The organism is Streptomyces sp. NPDC048337, assembly GCF_043201175.1.
In the GTDB taxonomy this organism is placed as follows: Bacteria; Actinomycetota; Actinomycetes; order Streptomycetales; family Streptomycetaceae; genus Streptomyces.
In genome coordinates, this window is sequence record NZ_JBICYR010000002.1 from 1 (window position 1) to 19,151 (window position 19,151).

Here is a 19,151-nt window from a genome sequence, read left to right on the forward strand (position 1 = left end):
CCAGATGTGGAAGCCCGGTAACGGGTGAAGCTGACTGGTACTAATAGGCCGAGGGCTTGTCCTCAGTTGCTCGCGTCCACTGTGTTAGTTCTGAAATAACGAACAGCTGTGAAGTCAGCCAGCGTTCGAATTTCATAGTGTTTCGGTGGTCATAGCGTTAGGGAAACGCCCGGTTACATTCCGAACCCGGAAGCTAAGCCTTTCAGCGCCGATGGTACTGCAGGGGGGACCCTGTGGGAGAGTAGGACGCCGCCGAACAATCATTGTGGGAAAGCCCCGCACCGGATCTCTGATCCTGGTGCGGGGCTTTTCTGCGTTCCGGGGTCGGACGGGGTCTCCTGTAGGGTCAGGGGGCATCGTTCTACTTTTCTACAGTCACAGTGGAGGCCCCCGGGTGGAGGTCCAGGAGACTCGGGTTCAGACTGACCGAATTTTCACCATTCCGAACATCCTGAGCATGGCTCGCCTGGTCGGCGTGCCCGTGTTCCTGTGGCTGATCCTGGCGAAGCACGACGGGTGGGCCCTGGCCGTCCTCATGCTCAGCGGGGTCAGCGACTACCTCGACGGGAAACTCGCGCGCCGCTGGAATCAGATCAGCAGCCTCGGCCGGCTGCTGGATCCGGCCGCGGACCGGTTGTACATCCTGTCGACGCTCTTCGGCCTGACCTATCGCGAGATTCTGCCCCTGTGGCTCACCGGAGCGCTGATCGCGCGCGAACTGATGTTGCTGGTCATGGTGTGGATCCTGCGCCGTCACGGCTATCCGCCGCCGCAGGTCAACTTCCTCGGCAAGGCCGCCACCTTCAACCTGATGTACGCGTTCCCCTTGCTGCTGCTCAGTGACGGCACGGGTTGGTTGGCCTGGACGGGCTCAGTTTTCGGATGGGCGTTCGCGGGATGGGGTACAACCCTCTACTGGTGGGCAGGAATCCTTTACGTGGTCCAAGTCCGTCGTCTGGTGAAGGCGGACGCCACGGCCGATTGAGCTCGCCAGGCGCCGGATGACGCGGAAGGCTTGCGGAGTCACCGCCCGAGACGTGGGTGAGGTCGGCCCGACCGTCGTCTCTCAAGGAGGACTCTTCCGACATGAAGGCCGTCGTGATGGCCGGTGGCGAAGGCACGCGTCTTCGCCCCATGACCTCGAGCATGCCCAAGCCGCTCCTGCCCGTGGCCAACCGGCCGATCATGGAGCATGTGCTCAGGCTGCTCAAGCGGCATGGGCTCAGTGAGACCGTGGTCACCGTGCAGTTCCTGGCCTCGCTCGTCAAGAACTACTTCGGAGATGGCGAAGAGCTCGGAATGGAGCTCACCTATGCCAACGAGGAGAAGCCACTCGGCACCGCCGGCAGCGTGAAGAATGCCGAGGAGGCCTTGAAGGACGACACCTTCCTTGTCATCTCCGGCGATGCGCTCACCGACTTCGACCTCACCGATCTGATCCGCTTCCACAAGGAGAAGGGCGGCCTCGTCACCGTCTGCCTGACCCGGGTGCCGAATCCGCTGGAATTCGGTATCACCATCGTGGACGAGGAAGGAAAGGTCGAGCGCTTCCTGGAGAAGCCGACCTGGGGGCAGGTCTTCTCGGACACCATCAACACCGGCATCTACGTGATGGAGCCGGAGATCTTCGACTACGTCGACGCGGATGTCTCGGTGGACTGGTCCGGAGACGTTTTCCCGCAGCTGATGAAGGAAGGCCGGCCGATCTACGGCTACGTCGCCGAGGGCTACTGGGAGGACGTCGGCACGCACGAGAGCTACGTCAAGGCGCAGGCCGACGTGCTCGAGGGCCAGGTCCAGGTCGAGATGGACGGCTTCGAGATCAGTCCCGGGGTATGGATCGCCGAAGGGGCCGAGGTCAGCCCCGACGCGGTGCTGCGCGGGCCCCTGTACATCGGGGACTACGCCAAGGTCGAAGCCGGGGTGGAGATCCGCGAGCACACCGTGGTCGGGTCGAACGTCGTCGTCAAGAGCGGGGCCTTCCTGCACAGGGCCGTCGTGCACGACAACGTCTACCTCGGTCCCCACAGCAACCTCCGCGGCTGCGTCATCGGCAAGAACACCGACATCATGCGGGCCGCCCGCATCGAGGACGGCGCCGTCATCGGCGACGAGTGCCTCGTCGGCGAGGAATCGATCGTCCAGGGGAACGTGCGGGTCTACCCCTTCAAGACCATCGAGGCCGGCGCCTTCGTCAACACCTCGGTGATCTGGGAGTCCCGCGGACAGGCACATCTGTTCGGGGCCCGCGGCGTCTCCGGCATCCTCAACGTCGAGATCACCCCCGAGCTGGTGGTCCGGCTCGCCGGAGCCTATGCGACGACCCTGAAGAAGGGGGCGATCGTCACCACGGCCCGCGACCACTCCCGAGGCGCGAGAGCCCTCAAACGGGCGGTGATCTCCGCGCTCCAGGCCAGCGCCATCGACGTACGGGACCTGGAGAACGTACCGCTGCCCGTGGCGCGGCAGCAGACCGCGCGGGGCAGCGCCGGCGGCATCATGCTGCGGACCTCGCCCGGAGTTCCGGATTCCGTGGACATCATGTTCCTGGACGAGCGGGGCGCGGACCTCTCGCAGGCGGGGCAGCGCAAGCTGGACCGCGTGTACGCGCGCCAGGAGTACCGGCGGGCGTTCCCGGGCGAGATCGGTGACCTGCAGTTCCCGTCCAGCGTCTTCGACTCCTACACGGGCTCGCTGCTGCGGCGGGTGGACATCAACGGGATCGGTGCCGCCGGGCTCAAGGTCGTCGTGGACGCCTCCAACGGCAGCGCCGGCCTCGTGCTGCCCAGCCTGCTGGGCCGGCTAGGCGTGGACGCGCTGACGATCAATCCCGGGCTCGACGAGTCCAGGCCTACGGAGACCACCGAGTCCCGGCGGGCCGGTCTGGTGCGCCTCGGGGAGATCGTGGCCTCGGCGCGGGCCGCCTTCGGCGTGCGGTTCGACCCGGTGGGGGAGCGGATCTCCCTGGTCGACGAGCGCGGGCGGATCATCGAGGACGACCGGGCGCTGCTGGTGATGCTCGACTTGGTGGCCGCGGAGAAGCGCAGTGGCAAGGTCGCGCTGCCGGTGACCACGACACGGGTCGCCGAGCAGGTGGCGGCCTACCACGGCACGCAGGTGGAGTGGACGACGACCTCGCCCGACGACCTGACCCGGGTGGGCCGGGCGGAGAACACCATCTTCGGTGGAGACGGTCGGGGCGGGTTCATCGTTCCCGAGTTCAGCAGCGTCTTCGACGGGTCGGCGGCCTTCGTGCAGCTGCTCGGGCTGGTGGCGCGGACGCAGCTCACGCTGAGCCAGATCGACGCCCGGATTCCGCGGGCCCACGTGCTCAAGCGGGACGTGCCGACGCCGTGGGCGGTGAAGGGGCTCGTGATGCGCCGGGTCGTGGAGGCGGCGGGCGACCGGACCGTGGACACCACCGACGGGGTGCGGGTCGTGGAGGCCGACGGGCGGTGGGCGCTGGTCCTGCCCGACCCGGCAGAAGCGGCCACCCACCTGTGGGCCGAAGGGCCGGACGACGCCTCGGCGCAGGCCCTGCTCGACGAGTGGGCCGGCGTGGTGGACGGCGCCGGGCACTGATCGGCGTAGGAGCCAGGTCCGGCGGGCCGGCGCGGGGACGTCCCCGCCCCGGCCCGCCGGACGGGTGCATTCGGTGTGTGCGCCGCCGACATGCGACGATGTGCGGCATGTCGCAGCCGCCCCCCAACCGGAGCTCGGCGTCTTCCCCGCCCGCGCGCCCGGACGCCTCCATGTCGCTGCTGACGCACGTGATGGACCACAGTCTCGACGAGGGCTATGCGGAGGCCGCGGCCCGGCGCGAGGCGGAGGGTACGGCGGGACTGCCCCGCACCCTCAAGGCCAAACTGGCGCTCGCCGCCGGACTCGTGCTCGCCGCCATGGTCGTCACGCTCGGAGCCGCCGAGGCGCGCATAGCCGCGCCGGTGCTGGCCAAGGAGCGTCAGGAACTGATCGACCGCGTGGATCGGGCCGACGAGCGCGCGGACGGCCTGGAGCGGGACATCGAGCGTCTGCGGACGAATGTCGCCGACCGCCAGCGTGCCGCGCTCAAGCAGCCCGGCGGAGGACAGGGCGAGCTGGTGGCGCTGCTGTCCGGTGCCACGGAGGTCCGCGGGCCCGGGATCAAGCTGGTCGTGGACGACGCGAAGGGCTCCTCCTCGGGCGGCGGTGGCGGTCCGCGGGAGAGCGCGGGCTTCTCCGACACCGGTCGGCTCCGCGACCGCGACATGCAGAAGATCGTCAACGGGCTGTGGCAGTCCGGCGCGGAGGCCGTGTCGATCAACGGGCAGCGGCTTACGGCGCTGTCGGCGATCCGGGCCGCGGGTGACGCGATACTGGTCGACAACAGGCCGCTGGTGCCGCCGTACGAGGTGCTGGCGGTGGGGGACAAGAAGCGGCTCGGCACCGCCTTCCAGGACTCGGCGGACGGCCAGTACCTGCACGTACTGCAGGAGAGCTACGGGATCCGGTACTCGCTGTCCCCCCAGGACGAGGTGCGGCTGCCGGCCGCGCCGAGTCTGACCGTACGTACGGCTACAGCAGCAGAGCAGCAGAAGGGTGCATCGTGATCGCGGTACTGGGCCTCGTGGTCGGAGTGGTGGTCGGACTTCTGGTCCGGCCCGAAGTGCCGGCCGTGGTGGAGCCTTATCTGCCGATCGCCGTGGTGGCGGCGCTGGACGCGGTGTTCGGGGGCCTGCGCGCGATGCTGGACGGCATCTTCGTGGACAAGGTCTTCGTGGTGTCCTTCCTGTCGAACGTGGTCGTGGCCGCGCTGATCGTCTTCCTCGGCGACAAGCTGGGCGTGGGCTCGCAGCTGTCCACGGGCGTGGTCGTGGTCCTCGGCATCCGCATCTTCTCCAACGCCGCGGCCATCCGCCGGCACGTGTTCCGGGCGTGAGGCCGATGAGTACGAACGACACCCCTCCGGAGGAACCGAACGTCCCCGAGCAGCCTCTTAAGGAGGGGACGGAGCAGGCCGGCGCGCCCGAGCAGACGGGTCGGCAGCGGCTCGCGGCAGGGCTGTGGCCGCCGCGGGTGAGCCGGGCCCAACTGATCGTCGCGGTGCTGCTGTTCGTCCTGGGCCTGGGACTGGCCATCCAGGTGCGGTCGACCAGCGACTCCAGCGCGCTGCGCGGAGCCCGTCAGGAGGACCTCGTACGGATCCTCGACGAGCTGGACGGGCGGACCAAGCGGCTGGAGGACGAGAAGCAGAAGCTGGAGGATCAGCGCAAGGAGCTGGAGAGCAGCTCGAACCAGGCCGAGGAGGCCCGCAAGCAGACCGTGGAGAAGGAGCGTCAACTCGGCATCCTGGCCGGTACGGTGGCAGCGCAGGGCCCGGGCATCACGCTGAAGATCACCGATCCCAAGGGCCAGGTGCGGTCCGACCAGCTGCTGGACACGCTTCAGGAGCTGCGGGCGGCCGGGGCCGAGGCGATCCAGATCAACGGCGTGCGCATCGTGGCGGGCTCGTACTTCTCGGACGAGAGCGGTGGGGTCGGGATCGACGGTAAGAAGATCACACAGCCCTACGAGTTCAGGGTGATCGGCAAGGCCCAGGATCTGGAGCCCGCGCTCAACATCCCCGGCGGTGTCGTGCAGACGCTGGAGAAGGAACAGGCCACCGTCGCCGTCACACGGTCGGCGAAGATCGTTGTGGATGCCTTGCGGGCTGCGAAGCAGCCTGACTACGCTCGGTCGTCATCGTGAGGAAGCGGAGCGGAGAGTGGACCGGCTCACGCGGGAGGATGCCTGCGGGGGGTCGGCGCACCGAAGTCGCGGTGCGTGGTGGAAACTGTCTGGTGGTTACGGACGTTGTGAGAATGTCCGGGTCGGCAGGTGTGTGCATTCGGAGTTCGTCCTGCCCCACGGGCGGGTCTGTTTCGGTCAAGGGGAATCGCCCGTGAAGTTGTTTGAGAAGTTGTTCGGCAAGAAGAACCGTGAGGAGAGCGGTGCGGCACGTCACCGCGCCGGGCACGGTGAGGCGGAAGGGCAGGGCGACCGGCCGCTCTTCCGGGACGAGGTCGCGGGCGAGGGCGACAATTCGGGCGCGTACGGCGCGTCGTCTGTTGACCCTGCTGGTTCCGGACGCATAGGTTTCGGTGAACCATCAACCTCAAGTACGGGTGGAGGGTTTGTCCCCGACCCGTATGCCACCAATGCCTCCGCGGGGCAGCCGCGGCGCGAGGAGCCGTCCATGTCGGCCGAGCAGATTTGCAGCAGGTGCGGACACCGCAGCGATGCGGCCAGTCGCTTCTGCTCCAACTGCGGGGCGCCGCTGCGGGCGGGTCTGACGCCGGAGCGTGCCTCGGAGACCACGTCCACCATCTCGATCTCGGGCCTCGAGGCCTACGAGGCCGAGGTGTCGGGACAACAGCACGTGTCGTCCTCGCTGTCCCCCGAGGCCCAGGCCGCGGTGGAGGCACTGCCCCCGGGTTCCGCCCTGCTCATCGTGCGGCGCGGCCCCAACTCGGGCAGCCGCTTCCTGCTGGACGGTGAGCTGACCACGGCGGGCCGGCACCCGCAGAGCGACATCTTCCTGGACGACGTCACCGTCTCCCGGCGCCATGTCGAATTCCGCAGGAGCCAGGACGGCGGCTTCACCGTCTCCGACGTCGGCAGCCTCAACGGCACGTATGTGAACCGCGAACCGATCGACTCCGTCGCCCTGCACAACGGCGACGAGGTGCAGATCGGCAAGTACCGGCTGGTCTTCTACGCGAGCCTGCGGGGCGTCTGAGCCCGTCAAGGGAAGGTCCCATGCTGCGCACCCCGACAGGCGGTGCCCCAAGAAACGGCGCTGCGAACGGCACCGCCGGCTCGGCCGGGCGGCTGGTGAGCATCGGCACGGTGCTCACCACGCTGCGTGACGAGTTCCCCGAAGTCACGATTTCGAAGATCCGGTTCCTGGAGGCGGAGGGGCTCGTCGAGCCCAGGCGCACACCGTCCGGATATCGCAAGTTCAGCGCCGAGGACGTGGAGCGGCTGGCCCGTGTCCTGCGTCTTCAGCGCGATCACTACCTTCCGCTGAAGGTCATCCGCGAGCAGCTCGACGCGCTCGCCCGCGGTGAGCAGATCCGTATCCCGGCGCCCACCGCGCACGGGGATACCGTGGATCCCGCGAGCCCGGCGGCCGTCTACGGCGAGGTGGGCCGGGAGCGGCCCACCGTGGCCCGCGTGGGCCGTGCGGAGCTGCTGGCGGCCGCCGAGGTGGACGAGGTCCAGCTGGTGGAGTGGGAGTCGTACGGGCTGCTCGCCGAGGCGCCGGGCGGCGGGTTCGACGCCGAGGCCGTCACCGTGGCCCGGCTGGTGGCCGACCTGGGGCGGTTCGGGCTGGAGCCGCGGCACCTGCGCGCGATGAAGGCCGCCGCGGACCGGGAGGCGGGCCTCGTGGAGCAGGTCGTGGCACCGCTGCGCCGGCACCGCAACCCCCAGACCAGGGCACATGCCGAAGCGACCATGAAAGAGCTCGCCGGGCTCTCCGTACGGCTCCACGAGGCGCTCGTACAGACGGCCCTCGGGGTGCGTCTACCGTGATGGAGGGGGCCCCGACTACCCAAACCGGCCGGGCACGTCCTAGGGTTACTGTGTGAACGAGCTCGACGTTGTGGGTGTCCGGGTGGAAATGCCCTCCAACCAACCGATCGTGCTCCTGCGTGAAGTGGGAGGCGACCGGTACCTCCCCATCTGGATCGGTCCAGGGGAGGCGACCGCCATTGCCTTCGCGCAGCAGGGGATGGCCCCTGCCCGACCGCTGACGCACGACCTGTTCAAGGACGTGCTGGAGGCGATCGGCGAGGAGCTCACCGAGGTCCGGATCACGGATCTGCGGGAGGGCGTCTTCTACGCGGAGCTCGTCTTCGCCAGCGGGGTCGAGGTGAGCGCGCGTCCTTCCGACGCCATAGCGCTGGCCCTGCGGACGGGGACGCCGATCTACGGCAGTGACGGCGTGCTCGACGACGCCGGTATTGCCATTCCCGACGAGCAGGAGGACGAGGTGGAGAAGTTCCGCGAGTTCCTCGATCAGATCTCGCCCGAGGACTTCGGCACCGGCCCGCAGCAGTGAGCCGCCGGCCGAGTCGGCCGCGTCGTCCACGGGGAACTGTCAGCCCATTCGAGTAGCCTTTCCCCGCAAAGGGATACGGGAAACCACTCTCAGGGTGATTATCACTCGGCGTGCCGAGTGTGGCGATCGTTGACGCACCCCTGGTGACTGCCTACCTTCAAGGTGGCAGGTCAAGGACGGAGGGTCGGCGTGAGGATCACGGGCGACGGTACGACCGGGGGCATCCCCGTACGGAGTGACGGTGGACCGTACCCGCTGCACGGCAGCGCGGCCGGTTCCGCGCGCCGTCAGCCGGAGTCGACGCCGGTCGGACCGGTGGGCGGTGACCCGGCGCCCGAGCAGATCGGCTACCGCGGGCCGACGGCGTGCGCCGCGGCCGGCATCACCTACCGGCAGCTCGACTACTGGGCGCGGACCGGGCTGGTGGAGCCCAGCGTGCGGCCCGCGTACGGTTCGGGTACCCAGCGGTTGTACAGCTTCCGGGACGTCGTCGTCCTCAAGATCGTCAAGCGCTTCCTGGACACCGGGGTGGCGCTGCAGAACATCCGCACCGCCGTGCAGCACCTGCGGGACCGCGGATTCTCCGACCTCGAGCGGATGACGCTGATGAGCGACGGCGCCACCGTGTACGAGTGCACCTCGCCGGACCAGGTCGTGAGCCTGCTCCAGGGCGGGCAGGGCGTCTTCGGCATCGCCGTGGGCGTGGTCTGGCGCGACGTCGAGAGCGCGCTGTCGCAGCTGCACGGGGAGCGCGTGGACACCGGCGAGACCCTGATCGGGCACAACCCGACCGACGAGCTGGCCGCCCGCCGGAACCGGGCCGTCTGACCCGCGGGCCGAAGATCACCCCGTTGTCAGTGGCGTAAGGCAGCATCGGGGTGTGAGAGCCGCGCCGACCATCCTGCATCTGGACATGGACGCCTTCTACGCCTCCGTAGAGCAGGCGTCGAAGCCCAGCCTGCGCGGCAAGGCCGTCATCGTCGGCGGGCTCGGGCCGCGCGGGGTCGTCGCCACCGCCTCGTACGAGGCCAGGCGCTTCGGGGTGCATTCGGCGATGCCGATGGCGCAGGCGCGGCGGCTCTGCCCGAACGGCGCGTATCTGATCCCCCGCTTCAGCCTCTACCGCGAGGTCAGCGACGTGGTGATGGCGCTGCTGCGGGAGCTGTCGCCGCTGGTGGAGCCCCTGAGCCTGGACGAGGCCTTCGTGGACCTGGAGGCGGGCGGGACCGCCTTCGACTCGGAGACGGCCCGGGCGACGGGGGAGCGGCTGCGGGCGGACATCCGGGCCGCCACGGGGCTCAGCGGGTCGGTGGGCCTGGCCGGGTCGAAGATGCTGGCCAAGGTGGCGTCCGAGGAGGCCAAGCCGGCCGGTCTGCTGCTGATCGAGCCGGGCACCGAGCGGGAGCTGCTGGCGCCCATGTCGGTGCGCACCCTGCCCGGCGTGGGGCCGGCCACGGGTGAGCACCTGCGCCGTGCCGGGATCCACACGGTGGGGGAGCTGGCGGAGGCCGGAGAGGACGAGCTGGTCCGCATGCTGGGGCGCTCGCACGGCGTGGGGCTGTACCGGATGGCGCTGGGGCTGGACGACCGGCCGGTGGTCGCGGAGCGGGACGCGAAATCGGTGTCGGTGGAGGACACCTTCGACGTGGACCTGCACGACCGGGTGCGGATCCGGGGCGAGGTGCAGCGGCTCGCCGACCGGTGCGTGCAGCGGCTGCGGGGGTCGGGGCATTCGGGCCGCACGATCGTGCTGAAGGTGCGGCGGTACGACTTCTCCACGCTGACGCGGTCGGAGACCCTGCGGGGGCCCACGGACGACCCGGCGGTGGTGCGGGAGGCCGCCGCGCGGCTGCTGGAGGGTGTGGACACCACGGGCGGGGTGCGGCTGCTGGGGGTGGGGGTGACCGGCCTGGCGGACTACACGCAGGAGGACCTGTTCGCCCAGTCGCTGGCCGCCGAGGCGGACGGGGACGGCGAGACGGCCGCCGCCGGGGCCGCCGGGGACGGCGCGGGGCCCGGGCCGGAGGGTTCGGAGCCGGGCGGTACGGCCGTCGCGGTGGGCGGGGGCTCAGAGGCCCGGACGGCCCCGGACCAGGCGCCGGCGCCGGGCACCGTGCCCGGGGCGCCCGGCGAGGCCGAGCCCGCTCCCGAGCGGCGGTGGCCGGCCGGGAGCGACGTACGGCATGCGGTGTACGGGCCCGGGTGGGTGCAGGGCAGCGGCGTCGGGCGGGTGACCGTACGGTTCGAGCAGCCCGGATCGCCGCCCGGCCGGGTGCGGACCTTCCGGGTGGACGACCCCGACCTCGAGCCGTCCGATCCGCTGCCGCTGGTGGGGGACGCGGGGGCGGACGCTCCCTACTAGGTGCTGTCGTCGCCCGCCAGGCGGCCGAAGTCGTGCTGGAAGTCGGTCGGGAGGGTCACGTCCAGGCCGTAGTGGTGGTACAGCTGCAGTTCCTGTTCGGGGGAGAGGTGACGGCCGACACCGAAGTCGGGGGCTTCCTTGATCAAGGAGCGGTCGAAGGGCACCCGAAGGGTGTCGCCCACCAGCTCGCTGGGCTCCAGCGGCACGAAGGCGTCCCGGCTGAACAGGCCCGTGCGCACGGCGGCCCATTCCGGGACGCCGGTGGCGTCGTCGAGGTAGACCTCGTCGACGGTGCCGATCTTGGTGCCGTTGCGGTCGAACGCCTTGCGGCCGATCAGGCTGCGCGGATCGATGTCGGTCTGCACGGTCCCTCCAAATGGTCGCAACTCCTCCGTAAGCACTACAGAAGTGCATATCGGGAAAGCAGGCCACTCGGGGAGTGCCCAGATCCTCGCTGGTAGGCTGGGTGATGGCTGTCGACCCTGTGCGGGAGAGTCCTCCGAGTGAGCGTGACGGAGGCGCCGAAGGAGCAAATCCTCCCCGGAATCTCTCAGGCATACGTACCGCACGGACGAGGCCACTCTGGAAAGCAGGGGCGGGTACCGGGCGCGCAGTGCCGGTTCCCCTCCTCACCGACGGTGAAAGCCGGACCGCACAGGCAACCCCTGTGGGGCCCGGTGAAACTCTCAGGTTGAGATGACAGAGGGGGAGGCCGTCCGGGTGCCCGCGCCGTGGTGCCCCTCGCAGGTCATACGACCAGGAGGCCTCCCAACATGACCGCCAACCGCATTCCGCTCTCCCAGCTGGAGCGAGGCATCCCCTTCGAGCAGCGCCACATCGGCCCGGATGCCGAGGCGCAGGCGAAGATGCTCGCCCATGTGGGCTACGGCTCCCTGGACGAGCTGACCGCCGCCGCGGTGCCGGATGTCATCAAGACCGCGGAAGCGCTGAACCTGCCCGAGGCGCGGACCGAGGCCGAGGTGCTGGCCGAGCTGCGCTCGCTCGCCGACCGCAACCAGGTCCTCACCTCGATGATCGGTCTCGGCTACTACGGCACCTTCACGCCGCCGGTGATCCTCCGCAACGTCATGGAGAACCCGGCCTGGTACACGGCCTACACCCCGTACCAGCCGGAGATCTCCCAGGGCCGCCTCGAGGCGCTGCTGAACTTCCAGACCCTGGTCGCCGACCTCACCGGGCTGCCGACCTCCGGTGCCTCGCTGCTCGACGAGGGCACCGCGGCCGCCGAAGCCATGTCGCTCGCCCGCCGCGTGGGCAAGGTCAAGGGGGGCGTGTTCCTGATCGACGCCGACGCCCTGCCGCAGACGATCGCCGTGATCGAGACCCGCGCCGAGCCGACCGGTGTCGAGGTCGTCGTCGCCGACCTGAGCGAGGGCATCCCGGCCGAGATCGCCGAGCGCGGCGTCTTCGGCGTCCTGATCCAGTACCCGGGCGCCTCCGGTGCCGTACGGGAGATCAAGCCGCTCATCGACCAGGCGCACGAGCTCGGTGCCATCGTCACCGTCTCGGCGGACCTGCTCGCCCTGACCCTGCTGACCTCCCCGGGCGAGCTGGGCGCGGACATCGCGGTGGGCACCACGCAGCGCTTCGGCGTCCCGATGGGCTTCGGCGGACCGCACGCCGGTTACATGGCCGTCCAGGCCAAGCACGCCCGCTCGCTGCCGGGCCGCCTCGTCGGCGTCTCCGTGGACGCGGACGGCAACAAGGCGTACCGCCTGGCGCTGCAGACCCGCGAGCAGCACATCCGCCGCGAGAAGGCCACCAGCAACATCTGTACCGCGCAGGTGCTGCTGGCCGTCATGGCCGCCATGTACGCCGTCTACCACGGCCCCGACGGCCTGCGGACGATCGCCCGCCGGACCCACCGCTACGCGGCCCTGCTCGCCGCGGGCCTGAAGGCCGGTGGCGTGGAGATCGCGCACGGCTCGTACTTCGACACGATCACGGCCCGCGTGCCGGGCCGTGCGGCCGAGGTCGTGGCCGCCGCCCGTGAGGGCGGGGTCAACCTGTACCAGGCCGACGCGGACCACGTCTCCGTCTCCTGCGACGAGACCACGCTGCGCGCCGACATCGAGGCCGTCTGGGCCGCCTTCGGGGTCACCGCGGACATCGAGGCGCTCGACGAGACCACGGCCGACACCCTGCCCGAGGGCCTGCTGCGCTCGGACGCGTACCTGACCCACCCGGTCTTCCACCAGCACCGCTCCGAGACCGCGATGCTGCGCTACCTGCGCAAGCTCTCGGACAAGGACTACGCGCTGGACCGCGGCATGATCCCGCTGGGCTCCTGCACCATGAAGCTCAACGCGACCACCGAGATGGAGCCGGTGACCTGGCCCGAATTCGGCCAGCTGCACCCCTTCGCCCCGGTGGCGCAGGCCGAGGGCTACCTCACGCTCATCAACGAGCTGGAGGAACGTCTCTGCGAGGTCACCGGCTACGACAAGGTCTCCATCCAGCCCAACGCCGGGTCCCAGGGTGAGCTGGCCGGTCTGCTGGCCGTACGCGCCTACCACCGCGCCAACGGCGACGAGCAGCGCACCGTCTGCCTCATCCCGTCCTCCGCGCACGGCACCAACGCCGCCAGCGCCGTGATGGCCGGCATGAAGGTCGTCGTCGTCAAGACCGCCGACGACGGCGAGGTGGACGCGGCCGACCTGCGCGCCAAGATCGAGCAGTACCGCGACGAGCTCGCCGTGCTGATGATCACCTACCCGTCGACGCACGGTGTGTTCGAGGAGCACGTCGCCGACATCTGCGCCCAGGTGCACGACGCCGGCGGCCAGGTCTACGTGGACGGCGCCAACCTCAACGCCCTGGTGGGCCTGGCCAAGCCGGGTCACTTCGGCGGCGACGTCTCGCACCTGAACCTGCACAAGACCTTCTGCATCCCGCACGGCGGCGGCGGCCCGGGCGTCGGCCCGGTCGGTGTCCGGGCGCACCTGGCCCCGTACCTGCCGAACCACCCGCTCCAGCCGACGGCAGGTCCGCAGACGGGCGTCGGCCCGATCTCGGCCGCTCCGTGGGGCTCGGCGGGCATCCTGCCGATCTCCTGGTCGTACGTGCGCCTCATGGGCGGCGAGGGCCTCAAGCGCGCCACCCAGGTCGCGGTGCTCGGAGCCAACTACATCGCCAAGCGCCTGGAGCCGCACTACCCGGTGCTCTACACCGGCCCGGGCAACCTGGTCGCGCACGAGTGCATCATCGACCTGCGTCCGCTGTCGAAGGCGACGGGCGTGAGCGTGGACGACATCGCCAAGCGTCTGATCGACTACGGCTTCCACGCCCCGACCATGTCCTTCCCGGTCGCCGGCACGCTGATGATCGAGCCGACGGAGTCCGAGGACCTCGCCGAGATCGACCGGTTCTGCGACGCGATGATCGCCATCCGCGCCGAGATCGAGAAGGTCGCCTCGGGCGAGTGGCCGCTGGAGGACAACCCGCTGGCTAACTCCCCGCACACCGCGGCGGCGCTGGGCGGCGGCGTGTGGAACCACCCGTACACCCGCGACGAGGCCGTCTTCCCGGGCGGGGTCACGGCCGCCGAGAAGTACTGGCCGCCGGTGCGCCGCATCGACGGCGCCTTCGGTGACCGCAACCTGGTGTGCTCCTGCCCGCCGCTGGACGAGTACGACAACTGATCTGACGGCATGAGCGAGGGGCCGGTCCGGGAGGTTCTCCCGGACCGGCCCCTTCGTCGTTCTCGTCGTTCTCGTTGCTTCCGTCGGCTAGGCCGCCGCGAGCGGGCGGTGCGGTGCGATGATCTGGCCGTCGGGCAGCAGCTCACCGGTGTCCTCGAAGAGCAGGACGCCATTGCACAGCAGGCTCCAGCCCTGTTCCGGGTGGTTGGCCACGGGGAGCGCGGCCTCCCGGTCGGCGGAGTCGGCTGACGGGCAGGCTGGCTGGTGCTGGCACATGGATGCGTTCTTTCGCTGCGGTGTGGTCTGCGTGCTACGGCTCGATACGTGGTTCATGGCCGTCCCCCTGGGTCATCCCCGCACCCGCGGGGAGCTTGTCATCAGTCTTCCCCCACGACAGCCGCTTCGCAGGCATTTCCCGCCAGCTGTCCTCATAGATTGATGACGCATCACCCGTGCGGGCGGTTCAGGCCAACTCCCCTGTCATTTCGGATGGTTCACCACTGGTCCGAGCGGACTAGGCCGAATGGGCAGACCGGGTCACCGGCCAGGTCAGGCGGCCGGAGCGGCGAGCGAGGGCGGGAGTGGTGCCGTCGCGGGGGTGAGCCGGTGGGTCATGACGGGCAGCAGTTCGGAGACGGGATGCGGCCGGTACGCTGCGATGCCCGGCGGGGCCGGGGCCAGCGGCACCAGCAGGTCCTCGCCGGCGGGCAGGCCGGCCGAGGCGTCGGCACCGACCGCCCCGTGCAGCCACAGGGTCAGCATGTACAGCTCCGGTACGGACAGCAGCCGGGGCTGGTAGCTCGTGCCGAGCGATTCCGCCTGGCGCAGGGCGCGTTCGGTGGCGGCGACGTAGGGGCCCTCGAAGAAATGGGAGAAGGCCCAGCCGTCCGGTGTCAGCCGGGTGTCGGCGGCCGCGACGTAGCGGTCGCCGCTGCGGATCAGGAACCTCCAGCCCGTCAGCCTCGTACGGGGCGGCCTGCCGCCGGCCGCCAGGCTCGACATGTTCAGCCGGTCGAGGACGTGCACCGGGAGCGGGAGTTCGGCGGTCATCGGACCCTGGAGCGCGCGCAGGGCCGGGGTGTGCGCCTCATGGACGGCGGTGGGGGAACCGAGTGCCGCGAGGACGCAGCGCAGGGCGGGCGCGGGAGCCGGAGGGACATGCAGCGGCATGGTGGGTCGCCTCTCACTTGGGAGACCGGTGGAACGGGGGCAGGTGCGGACGGCGCTGTCGCATTCTGGGGCCAGAGGGGGGCTGAGGGGCAATGGCCGCGCGCCAACTCTCTGCCTCGTTTGCGGAGTTTATACGACATGTGTTCACGCAGTGTTTCGGCTAGCTGTCCCGCCTATTGCCGACAAGGCGCTTACCGGTCCCGCTGACATGGCATTCATGCCGGATGTGCGCGGACATGCCGCGCTGACCTCGGAGGTTACCGGAAGGGGGCTCGGCTGGAAAGCATCGGTTATTCGGAAGGGGCAAAGTCGAGGGGGAATGTGCGGGCCGGGAGTTGCCAGGTGAATGTGCCGAAGCTCCCTCGGCCGGACCGGCGCGCGCTCCTCGCCACTCGCGCCCCCACCGGCGTTATGGATCACGCTGCCTGGGCATCATCGACCGTACACGCGCGCCTGGGTGCCCCGGGCCAGGCCCACTCGAGGAGGGACGCTTCGATGGGGGAGAAGGTCGTGGCGGGCGGATTCGACCTGTCCGATCGGCAGCGGTATCGAAGGAAGCTTCACGAGTGCCTGGAGGGACTGGAGCGACTTCTGGCGGAGAAGAGGTTCGATCGCCCGAAGAACATGATGGGACTGGAGATCGAGCTGAATCTCGCGGGTGCCGACGGTTTGCCGAGAATGGTGAATGCACAGGTGCTGGAGCGGATTGCGAGCCCCGATTTCCAGACGGAACTCGGTATGTTCAACCTGGAGGTGAACGTCCTTCCCCACCGGCTCGGCGGCCGGGTATTCGACCAGCTCGCCGAGGAACTCAGCGCGGGGCTCGGCTACGCCCACCGACAGGCCTCGGAGATCGACGCCGGCGTGGTGATGATCGGCATCCTTCCGACGATCTCCCGCGAGGACCTGGTCACCGCCAACCTCTCGGCGGTCGACCGCTACTCGCTGCTCAACGAGCAGATCCTGATGATGCGCGGGGAGGACTTCACGCTCGACATCGACGGCGTCGAGCGGCTCGTGTGGACCTCGGGGTCGATCGTGCCGGAAGCCGCCTGCACCTCCGTACAACTCCATCTCCAGGTGACCCCGGCACGCTTCGCCGACGTGTGGAACGCGGCGCAGGCGGTGACGGCCGCGCAGATCGCCGTCGGCGCCAACTCGCCCTTCCTGTTCGGGCGCGAGCTGTGGCGGGAGTCGCGGCCGCCGCTGTTCACGCAGGCCACCGACACCCGGCCGCCCGAGCTCCAGGCCCAGGGGGTGCGGCCGCGCACCTGGTTCGGGGAGCGCTGGGTGGACTCGGCGTACGAGCTCTTCGCGGAGAACGTCCGCTACTTCCCCTCCCTGCTGCCGATCTGCGACGAGGAGGAGCCGCTTCGGGTCCTCGCCGAGGGCGGGGTGCCGCGGCTCCAGGAGCTGGTGCTGCACAACGGCACCGTCTACCGCTGGAACCGGCCCGTGTACGGCGTCGCCGACGGGGTGCCGCACCTGCGGGTGGAGAACCGGGTGCTGCCGGCCGGGCCCACGGTCGCCGATGTCGTCGCCAACGCCGCCTTCTACTACGGGCTCGTACGCACCCTCGCCGACGAGCCGCGCCCGGTGTGGACCCGGCTGCCGTTCGCCGAGGCGGAGGCCAACTTCGACGCGGCCTGCCGGTACGGGATCGACGCGCGGCTGCGGTGGCCGCGCCGCGGCCGGGGCGGTGGGCTGGCCAGCGTCTCCGCGGTACGGCTGGTCCTGGACGAGCTGCTGCCCATGGCGGCGGCGGGCCTGGACGCCTGGGGCATCGAGCCCGCGGACCGCGACCGCTACCTCGGCATCATCGAGGAGCGCTGCCGGCGGCGGGTGAACGGGGCGACCTGGCAGGTGGACACCTACCACCGGGCCCTGGCCTCCGGGCTGGCCCGGGACGAGGCGCTGGCCGCGACCACCCGGCGCTACAGCGAGCTGATGCACAAGGGCGACCCGGTGCACACCTGGCCCGTGGGCCTGGGAACACCCCCGGAGGAGGAGGTGGTGATCCCGGCGCAGCGCGGGGCCTGAGCCGCCGCCGGTCCCCGTCGACCCGCCGCGATGATCCCACCGGCCCGCCGAGGAGGCAGTATGGGGAGGTCGGAAACGGGATTTCGCACTGCGAGGGCGCAGCGGGATGGCGGGACGGGAGTCGGGCGTGCGCACGGAGCCGGAGCCGGTGGTCGTGGAGCTGGGAGAGGACGGGCCGCGTCCAGGAAGGGCGGTCCTGCGCACCGAGACCCTGCTCGTGCTGGCGCTGTCGCTGGGCGCGAGCGGGGTCTCCGCGCTGATCAGCTTCATCGGCTCGCTGACCAAGCCGGGCGGGCTCAAGGACCAGGCCGCCACGCTCAACGCCTCGCAGGCCCCCGGCCGGCCCTGGCTGGACCTGGCCTGGCAGCTGTTCGGCATCGCCACCGCGCTGGTCCCCGTCCTGCTGGTGGCGCACCTGCTGACCCGCGAGGGGGCGCCGGGGCTGCGGGTGCTGGGCTTCGACCGCACCCGGCCCGTGGCGGACCTCGGGCGCGGGGCCCTCGTGGCGGCCGGGATCGGGAGCGCGGGGCTGGCCTTCTACCTGGGCGCCCGGGCCGGCGGGTTCAACCTCACGGTGGTGCCCGAGGCGCTGCCCGACGTGTGGTGGAAGTTCCCCGTGCTGATCCTCTCCGCGGTGCAGAACTCCGTGGTGGAGGAGGTCATCGTGCTGGCCTACCTGCTGCGGCGCCTCGACCAGCTGGGCTGGTCGCCGACGGCCGCGCTGCTGGCCAGCTCCGTGCTGCGCGGCTCGTACCACCTCTACCAGGGGATCGGCGGCTTCATCGGCAACGTGGTGATGGGCGTCGTCTTCGTGCTGGCCTACCGCCGCTGGGGCCGGGTGGGGCCGCTCGTCGTCGCGCACGCGCTGCTCGACATCGTGGCCTTCGGCGGGTACGCGCTGCTCGCCGGCGAGGTGGGCTGGCTGCCGACGCCGTGACGGGCGGGCGGGCCGGGCCCGCCACGGCGCCGGCCGCCCCGCCGGGAGTCACGGGGAGGTGAGCAGCTCCCCGTCGAGGACGGTGACGGCGTGGCCCGTCAGCAGGGTGCGCTCGCCCGCGAGTTTCACCCGTACGAGCCCCTTGCGGGCGCCGCCCTGGAGGCCGGTCAGTTCGGTGCGGCCCAGGCGCTGGGCCCAGAACGGGGCCAGCGCGGTGTGGGCGCTGCCGGTGACCGGGTCCTCGTCGATCCCGAAGGCGGGGAAGAAGCCGCGGGAGACGAAGTCGTACCCGAGGGAGGGATCCTCGGCGGGCGCGGTGACGATCACCCCGCGCCTGGCGAAGGCGCGCAGGGCGGCGTGGTCCGGCTGCAGCTCGCGGACGGTCTTCTCGTCGGCGAGCTCCACGAGCAGGTCGCCGATGTGGTCGGCGGTGTCGTGGACGGAGAGGATCGGGGCGCCGCCGAGCGCGTGGTCCACCGCGACCGGCGCCGGGACCGGGGTGAGGGACGACGTCGGGAAGTCCAGGGTGATCGTGCCGTCCTCGGCGCTCTCGGCCGTGAGGACGCCGCACCGCGCGGTGAAGCGGATCCGGCCCGTGGCGAGGCCCTGGGCAGCCAGTACGTGTGCGGTGGCGAGCGTGGCGTGGCCGCACATGTCGACCTCGGCGGCCGGGGTGAACCAGCGCAGCGCCCAGTCGGCGTCCCCGCCGGGCGGCAGGGGGTGCGCGAAGGCGGTCTCGGAGAGGTTCACCTCGGAGGCGACCTGCTGGAGCCAGACGTCCGGGGGGAACCCGTCCTCGAGGAGCAGGACCCCGGCGGGGTTCCCGTGGAAGGGGCGGTCGGTGAAGGCGTCGACGATTCGGATGCGCATCCCCCGACCGTAGGGCCGTCTCGCGAG

The 19,151-nt window shown here is 70.5% G+C and carries 17 protein-coding genes, 1 rRNA gene and 1 riboswitch; of the genes, 14 read left to right on the top strand and 4 right to left on the bottom strand.

Features of this window, described 5'->3' with window-relative positions:
- The first annotated feature begins 141 nt into the window (after positions 1-141).
- The 11 genes from rrf (at position 142) to ACGFYU_RS03120 (ending at position 10,445) form a co-directional block, all read left to right on the top strand.
- Positions 142-258: ribosomal RNA gene (gene rrf / locus ACGFYU_RS03070) — 5S ribosomal RNA — on the top strand.
- 136 nt (positions 259-394) lie between these two features.
- Positions 395-985, top strand: coding sequence for a CDP-alcohol phosphatidyltransferase family protein (locus ACGFYU_RS03075; protein ID WP_393825479.1), 591 nt, complete (start codon positions 395-397; stop codon positions 983-985).
- A 101-nt stretch (positions 986-1,086) separates the two neighbouring features.
- Positions 1,087-3,582, top strand: coding sequence for a sugar phosphate nucleotidyltransferase (locus ACGFYU_RS03080; RefSeq protein ID WP_393825480.1), 2,496 nt, complete (start codon positions 1,087-1,089; stop codon positions 3,580-3,582).
- Positions 3,583-3,680: 98 nt separating this feature from the next.
- Complete coding sequence (locus ACGFYU_RS03085) at positions 3,681-4,589, top strand: DUF881 domain-containing protein (protein WP_393825964.1); 909 nt, start codon at positions 3,681-3,683, stop codon at positions 4,587-4,589.
- Entirely contained in the window at positions 4,586-4,918 is a 333-nt protein-coding gene (locus ACGFYU_RS03090; protein WP_112452698.1) for a small basic family protein, read from the top strand. Before ACGFYU_RS03085 ends, ACGFYU_RS03090 begins: the two co-directional genes overlap by 4 nt.
- Positions 4,915-5,727 (top strand): DUF881 domain-containing protein, encoded by an 813-nt coding sequence (locus tag ACGFYU_RS03095; protein WP_393825481.1) that lies wholly within the window; start codon positions 4,915-4,917, stop codon positions 5,725-5,727. Before ACGFYU_RS03090 ends, ACGFYU_RS03095 begins: the two co-directional genes overlap by 4 nt.
- Before the next feature lie 85 nt (positions 5,728-5,812).
- Complete coding sequence (locus ACGFYU_RS03100) at positions 5,813-6,757, top strand: FHA domain-containing protein (protein ID WP_393825965.1); 945 nt, start codon at positions 5,813-5,815, stop codon at positions 6,755-6,757.
- 20 nt (positions 6,758-6,777) lie between these two features.
- Positions 6,778-7,554, top strand: a complete 777-nt coding sequence (locus tag ACGFYU_RS03105) for a MerR family transcriptional regulator (RefSeq protein WP_393825482.1) — start codon at positions 6,778-6,780, stop codon at positions 7,552-7,554.
- Between the two features lie 52 nt (positions 7,555-7,606).
- Positions 7,607-8,083, top strand: coding sequence for a bifunctional nuclease family protein (locus tag ACGFYU_RS03110; RefSeq protein WP_382643066.1), 477 nt, complete (start codon positions 7,607-7,609; stop codon positions 8,081-8,083).
- A gap of 189 nt (positions 8,084-8,272) precedes the next feature.
- Positions 8,273-8,911: a MerR family transcriptional regulator gene (locus tag ACGFYU_RS03115; RefSeq protein WP_393825483.1), complete on the top strand. Its 639-nt coding sequence runs from the start codon at positions 8,273-8,275 to the stop codon at positions 8,909-8,911.
- Between the two features lie 52 nt (positions 8,912-8,963).
- The gene (locus ACGFYU_RS03120; RefSeq protein ID WP_393825484.1) at positions 8,964-10,445 is read left to right on the top strand and encodes a DNA polymerase IV; all 1,482 of its coding nucleotides are present in this window, start codon (positions 8,964-8,966) and stop codon (positions 10,443-10,445) included.
- Here the strand turns inward: ACGFYU_RS03120 and ACGFYU_RS03125 are convergent.
- Positions 10,442-10,810 carry a PRC-barrel domain-containing protein gene (locus ACGFYU_RS03125; RefSeq protein WP_393825485.1) on the bottom strand — a complete coding sequence of 123 codons (369 nt, stop codon included), beginning with the start codon at positions 10,808-10,810 and terminating at the stop codon, positions 10,442-10,444. The two genes, ACGFYU_RS03120 and ACGFYU_RS03125, sit on opposite strands and share 4 nt — an antisense overlap.
- Before the next feature lie 112 nt (positions 10,811-10,922).
- A riboswitch (glycine riboswitch) is annotated at positions 10,923-11,021 on the top strand.
- 197 nt (positions 11,022-11,218) lie between these two features.
- Between ACGFYU_RS03125 and gcvP the strand changes: the two genes are divergently transcribed.
- Positions 11,219-14,107 (top strand): aminomethyl-transferring glycine dehydrogenase, encoded by a 2,889-nt coding sequence (gcvP, locus tag ACGFYU_RS03130; RefSeq protein WP_393825486.1) that lies wholly within the window; start codon positions 11,219-11,221, stop codon positions 14,105-14,107.
- An 87-nt stretch (positions 14,108-14,194) separates the two neighbouring features.
- Here gcvP and ACGFYU_RS03135 read toward each other — a convergent pair whose 3' ends face one another.
- On the bottom strand, positions 14,195-14,383 hold the full coding sequence (locus ACGFYU_RS03135; protein WP_031147109.1) for a DUF5999 family protein: 189 nt from the start codon (positions 14,381-14,383) through the stop codon (positions 14,195-14,197).
- Between the two features lie 273 nt (positions 14,384-14,656).
- Positions 14,657-15,277, bottom strand: coding sequence for a hypothetical protein (locus ACGFYU_RS03140; protein WP_393825487.1), 621 nt, complete (start codon positions 15,275-15,277; stop codon positions 14,657-14,659).
- A gap of 495 nt (positions 15,278-15,772) precedes the next feature.
- On the opposite strand from ACGFYU_RS03140, the gene ACGFYU_RS03145 reads away from it, so the two are divergent.
- Positions 15,773-17,317, top strand: a complete 1,545-nt coding sequence (locus ACGFYU_RS03145; RefSeq protein WP_393825488.1) for a glutamate-cysteine ligase family protein — start codon at positions 15,773-15,775, stop codon at positions 17,315-17,317.
- A 106-nt stretch (positions 17,318-17,423) separates the two neighbouring features.
- On the top strand, positions 17,424-18,254 hold the full coding sequence (locus tag ACGFYU_RS03150) for a CPBP family intramembrane glutamic endopeptidase (protein WP_393825489.1): 831 nt from the start codon (positions 17,424-17,426) through the stop codon (positions 18,252-18,254).
- 48 nt (positions 18,255-18,302) lie between these two features.
- On the opposite strand, the gene ACGFYU_RS03155 is transcribed toward ACGFYU_RS03150, so the two are convergent.
- Positions 18,303-19,124 (bottom strand): PhzF family phenazine biosynthesis protein, encoded by an 822-nt coding sequence (locus ACGFYU_RS03155; RefSeq protein ID WP_393825490.1) that lies wholly within the window; start codon positions 19,122-19,124, stop codon positions 18,303-18,305.
- Between the last annotated feature and the right edge of the window lie 27 nt (positions 19,125-19,151).

Excerpts from the sequence above, each read along its gene's own strand:
- gcvP (WP_393825486.1), top strand. The coding sequence starts at position 11,219 with ATGACCGCCAACCGCATTCCGCTCTCCCAGCTGGAGCGAGGCATCCCC.
- ACGFYU_RS03080 (WP_393825480.1), top strand. The coding sequence starts at position 1,087 with ATGAAGGCCGTCGTGATGGCCGGTGGCGAAGGCACGCGTCTTCGCCCC.
- ACGFYU_RS03155 (WP_393825490.1), bottom strand. The coding sequence starts at position 19,124 with ATGCGCATCCGAATCGTCGACGCCTTCACCGACCGCCCCTTCCACGGG.
- ACGFYU_RS03105 (WP_393825482.1), top strand. The coding sequence starts at position 6,778 with ATGCTGCGCACCCCGACAGGCGGTGCCCCAAGAAACGGCGCTGCGAAC.
- ACGFYU_RS03145 (WP_393825488.1), top strand. The coding sequence starts at position 15,773 with ATGGGGGAGAAGGTCGTGGCGGGCGGATTCGACCTGTCCGATCGGCAG.
- ACGFYU_RS03150 (WP_393825489.1), top strand. The coding sequence starts at position 17,424 with ATGGCGGGACGGGAGTCGGGCGTGCGCACGGAGCCGGAGCCGGTGGTC.
- ACGFYU_RS03140 (WP_393825487.1), bottom strand. The coding sequence starts at position 15,277 with ATGCCGCTGCATGTCCCTCCGGCTCCCGCGCCCGCCCTGCGCTGCGTC.
- ACGFYU_RS03135 (WP_031147109.1), bottom strand. The coding sequence starts at position 14,383 with ATGTGCCAGCACCAGCCAGCCTGCCCGTCAGCCGACTCCGCCGACCGG.
- ACGFYU_RS03085 (WP_393825964.1), top strand. The coding sequence starts at position 3,681 with ATGTGCGGCATGTCGCAGCCGCCCCCCAACCGGAGCTCGGCGTCTTCC.